This window comes from Ornithinimicrobium sp., from assembly GCF_051004135.1.
In the GTDB taxonomy this organism is placed as follows: Bacteria; Actinomycetota; Actinomycetes; order Actinomycetales; family Dermatophilaceae; genus Ornithinicoccus.
In genome coordinates, this window is sequence record NZ_JBPCKQ010000170.1 from 1 (window position 1) to 4,064 (window position 4,064).

Below are 4,064 nucleotides of genomic sequence, written 5' to 3' on the forward strand. Positions count from 1 at the left end.
CGTCGCGCCAGGACTGGTCGCGCTCGGCCAGCCAGTCCTTGAACGCCTTCTTGGACCGTCCTTGCACCATGTCCAGCAGCCGGGCTGGGCCGGTGCCGTCCCGGACCGGGGTGAGGTCGATGATGACTGTGACGTACTTGTCGCCGTGGCGGGTGTGGCGCCACACGTGCTCATCGACCCCGACGACCCTGACGCCGGCCAGCCGGTGCGGGTCCGCGATCAGCACCCGCCGTCCTTCGGCCAGGACCGCGTCGTTCGCGGTGTTCCACGACACGGCCAGCCCTTCGGCGACGCGGGCGACGGTCAGGTGCTGGCAGACGATGCCGACCAGCGCCCAGGCCAGCCCGGAACGGGAGATCTTCGCCCGCGACTGTGCTGCTGCCGTGGTGTCCTGGCGCCACACGTGGCCGCACCCGGCGCACCGGTAGCGGCGGACCGTGATCAGCAGTGTCGTGGGGCGCCACCCGAGCGGCTCGTGCGCCAGGCGCCGGGTCACCGTGTCCCGAGCGGTGCCCTGGCACCCGCACCGGCGGCACCAATCGTCGGCCTCGGTGACCCGACAGGCCAGCACCGCACGGTCCAGCTCGACCCGCTGTCCGGTGACTTCCAGACCGAGGTCGTTCAGGCGGGTGAAGGTGGTCAGGTCAGGGCGCGCGAAGGTAACGTCAGGCATGTCGAGGTCCTCCCGATGGGCAGAGTGAGAACTCCCATCATCGGAGGGCCTCGACCCTCACCCCAGCACCGACGCGCTCACCCCGACTACACCCTCAACTGCGAAGAGCCAGTTAAGCAGCGACGGCGAAGAGAGTCGGCCGCCGTCTGGCCAGCCTCGATGCCGGACCGGGGATCCACACCTGACACACTCCCGAGATGGTCGCCTCGTCACCGATCGGTCGCGGTGTCCCAGCCCAGGACCCGGCGGGGTCGGGTGTTGATCCGGGTGGCGAGCTCGTGGAGCTGGCCGGCGGGTAGGGCTCTGAGGTCGGCTCCCTTGGCCAGGTACTGCCGGCAGCAGCCGGTTGCTGTTCTCGTTGCTGCCGCTGCCAGGGGCTCTTGGGGTCGCAGAAGAAGACCTGGAGCCCGAGGTCGGTGGCCACCTGCTCGTGCTCGGCCATCTCCCGGCCCCTGTCCCACGTCAGCGACCGCCGTAGTGCCGGCGAGCTTGAGCTTCCGCCCACTCCCCGATCCGGGCCTCACTATCGGTTACGGCTGGGAGGCCGCCCTAGACCGCTCCTGTCGATGCTCCAGCTCGACAGGTAGCCCTCCTACGTGCGGTAAGCGATCCGCTTACGAGACGGCGAAGAAGTGGCCCGCATCGGCGGCAGTCAGCTGCATACCGACGATCGTTGGCTGCTTCACCAACCCCGGGTGGGGCTCCGGAGCGCGGCGCTGCTGAGAAGGTGCGAAGCGAGCGTGCTGAGACGAGAAGAAGGTCCGCGCTGGCGGCCCCGCCCACTGCAGAGCCAACCAGAACCGGGCGTCCGAGGTCCCGAATCCACGGTGACTCGTCAGATTCGGCTCGACAGCAAGCAACGCCTGGTACCCAAGACTGTCAGGATCGAGGTCCGCGTAGAAGTCAACCCGTGGGCGTCGGGCCACTGCGCGAAGCCCCAGGTGGCCCTGAACCACTTTCCACAGGTCGGCCTCCCTACGCTCGTCCAGATCGCCTGCACAGTCCCAGTCGGGGCCCAGATTCGAACTTGTCAGGGTCGTTCGCTGTGGAAATCCAGATCTGGGTCGTCATGATTGAAGGCTAGTAGGGCCAGTCCCCGGTACGCGGCCCCACCGACGCCCCGGGTAGCGATCTTCTTACACGTGCCAGTGAACACCACTTCTGACGTCTAATGCAGTCGACTCCTGAAAATGACACTTGTCCGAAAGCTTGCTCAGTGAGGGATGTGTCCGAAACCCCCATCTACCCCTGACTTTCGATCACATGCGCGCAGGCAGACGTGAATGACCGGCTCGCCGGCCACCGGTCTCGGCGCCGAGCGTTTCGCCACGGCTTAGATTTGCCCGGACAGCTGCACTCACCTGCTTTTCGTGCTTCCGGGGCACACCCGCCGCACAGGTCCGTTACGAAACGCGCGACCGCCCATAGGAACGTTCCTTTGAGATCTAGACCGTGGTCTTAACTCACGCATTGGGAGGGCACGGTGACGACCCGTGGCGGGATCCGACAGCCATTTAGAGGGGTCCCGAGATGCATGGTCACGGTGGCGATTCGGCCTGATGTGGCGTGTTCGAAAATCACACCACTTGAGCGTTTCGGACGGCCTCTCACTGAGCAGAGTTGCGGACGGGTCCGCCGAGCACAGCCGACGACGGCGTCCGAACTGCTCGGAAAGGGATCGTCACTGACCCGGAGCCACGGAGAACCGGCCAGCCTCCTATTCAGGGCCCTGCCTTGATGGGAGGGGACTGTCGGTGATGGACGCCGGGGTCTGGATCGATTCACGGAGCAAGTTCAGTGTCGCGCGTCACCGACCCAGCACATACTTGATACTATCTGCGTATGCATGAAGATACGCAGGCATGTTCTTTCGGGGTCGACGGCCAGTACGTCGAGCTCGCGACGGAGGTGTTCTCACTGCTCGCGGACGCGACCCGGGTGCGGATCATCCTTGCGCTGCGCGACGCTGAGCTCTCGGTCAGCGTTCTGGCAGAGACGGTCGGGAAGTCTCCGACAGCGGTCTCCCAGCACTTGGCCAAGCTGCGGTGGGGTCGCCTCGTACGGTCGCGTCACGACGGAAACCGGGTGTTCTACTCCCTGGCCGACGAGCACGCCCGCACCCTGGTCACCCAGGCCGTGCTCCAGGCCCAGCATGCCGTCGATGACCAACCTGCCCACCAAGGGGACTACCCCATGCCCGAGAACGACGCACGGCAGTGACCGGAACGCATGAACCCTCCCGCGCCCAGGACCAAGTGACTCCCACACGCGACCAGGACGATGACACCCATGGCCACTCCCACCCGAAGGGTTTCAAGGGGTGGTTGCGCGAGGTGTTCGTGCCGCACACCCACGACGCGTCCGACGCGATCGATGACGCGCTCGAGGCGAGCAGCCAGGGGATCCGCGCGGTCAAGGTCAGCCTGGTCCTGCTGGCCCTCACCGCCGGTGCCCAACTGGCCGTCGTGTCAGTCAGCGGCTCGGTGGCGCTGTTGGCTGACACGATCCACAACTTCTCCGACGCCCTGACTGCCGTCCCTTTGTGGATCGCGTTCGTCCTCGGCCGCCGCGCCGCCACCGACCGGTACACCTACGGGTACGGGCGCGCGGAAGACCTCGCCGGCCTGTTCATCGTCGCGATGATCGCCCTGTCCGCCGTCCTGGCTGGTGTGGAGTCTGTGCGGCGTCTGGCGGACCCCCAGCCCTTGGACAACCTCGGCTGGGTACTGGCCGCCGGAATAGTCGGGTTCGCCGGCAACGAGGCCGTCGCGATCTACCGCATCCGGGTCGGCAGGCGAATCGGATCGGCCGCGCTTGTCGCCGACGGCGTGCACGCCCGCACCGACGGCTTCACCTCACTGGCGGTCGTCCTCGGTGTCGGCGGCGTCTGGGCCGGCTACCCCCTCGCCGACCCGCTGATCGGCCTGCTCATCACCGCCGCGATCCTCGTCCTGCTCTGGAGTACCGCCCGCGATGTCGGCCGCCGCCTCCTCGACGGCGTCGACCCGAAACTCACCACTAGCGCCCGTCACGCCCTCGAGCACCTCGACGGTATCGGCGACGTCTACCGGGTCCGTCTGCGCTGGTCCGGGCACCGACTCACCGTCCAAGCCCGCGTCGGCATCGACCCGCAAACCACCATCGCCGACGCCGAGCACCTCACCACCGCAGCAACCCACGCCCTCCGACGGGCCCTGCCCGCCACTGAGGACATCGAGGTAATCATCGCGCCCGCTAGTTCCTAGACCCAGCAGGCAGGCAGCACTGAGCTATTGTCAAGACCTGTGGATCGGCATGTCACGCGACTTGCTGATCACCTCCTGATTCGTGGTCGGGTCGTTCGACCAGAACGCCCTTCTCGAACCTCGCGCCGGCACGGACCAGGGCGACC

The 4,064-nt window shown here is 66.8% G+C and carries 3 protein-coding genes and 1 pseudogene; 2 read left to right on the forward strand and 2 right to left on the reverse strand.

Annotated elements, in window-relative coordinates:
* Together ACR2FV_RS11570 and ACR2FV_RS11575 are read right to left on the reverse strand one after the other, a co-directional pair.
* On the reverse strand, positions 1–673 hold a 673-nt coding region (locus ACR2FV_RS11570), incomplete at its 3' end, for a transposase (RefSeq protein ID WP_434015850.1).
* 209 nt (positions 674–882) lie between these two features.
* Positions 883–1,157: pseudogene (locus ACR2FV_RS11575) on the reverse strand (IS30 family transposase); the annotation flags it as partial.
* A 1,358-nt stretch (positions 1,158–2,515) separates the two neighbouring features.
* On the opposite strand from ACR2FV_RS11575, the gene ACR2FV_RS11580 reads away from it, so the two are divergent.
* Together ACR2FV_RS11580 and ACR2FV_RS11585 are read left to right on the forward strand one after the other, a co-directional pair.
* Entirely contained in the window at positions 2,516–2,893 is a 378-nt protein-coding gene (locus ACR2FV_RS11580) for an ArsR/SmtB family transcription factor (protein ID WP_434015851.1), read from the forward strand.
* Between the two features lie 35 nt (positions 2,894–2,928).
* The gene (locus ACR2FV_RS11585; protein ID WP_434015852.1) at positions 2,929–3,918 is read left to right on the forward strand and encodes a cation diffusion facilitator family transporter; all 990 of its coding nucleotides are present in this window, start codon (positions 2,929–2,931) and stop codon (positions 3,916–3,918) included.
* The last annotated feature ends 146 nt before the right edge of the window (positions 3,919–4,064 follow it).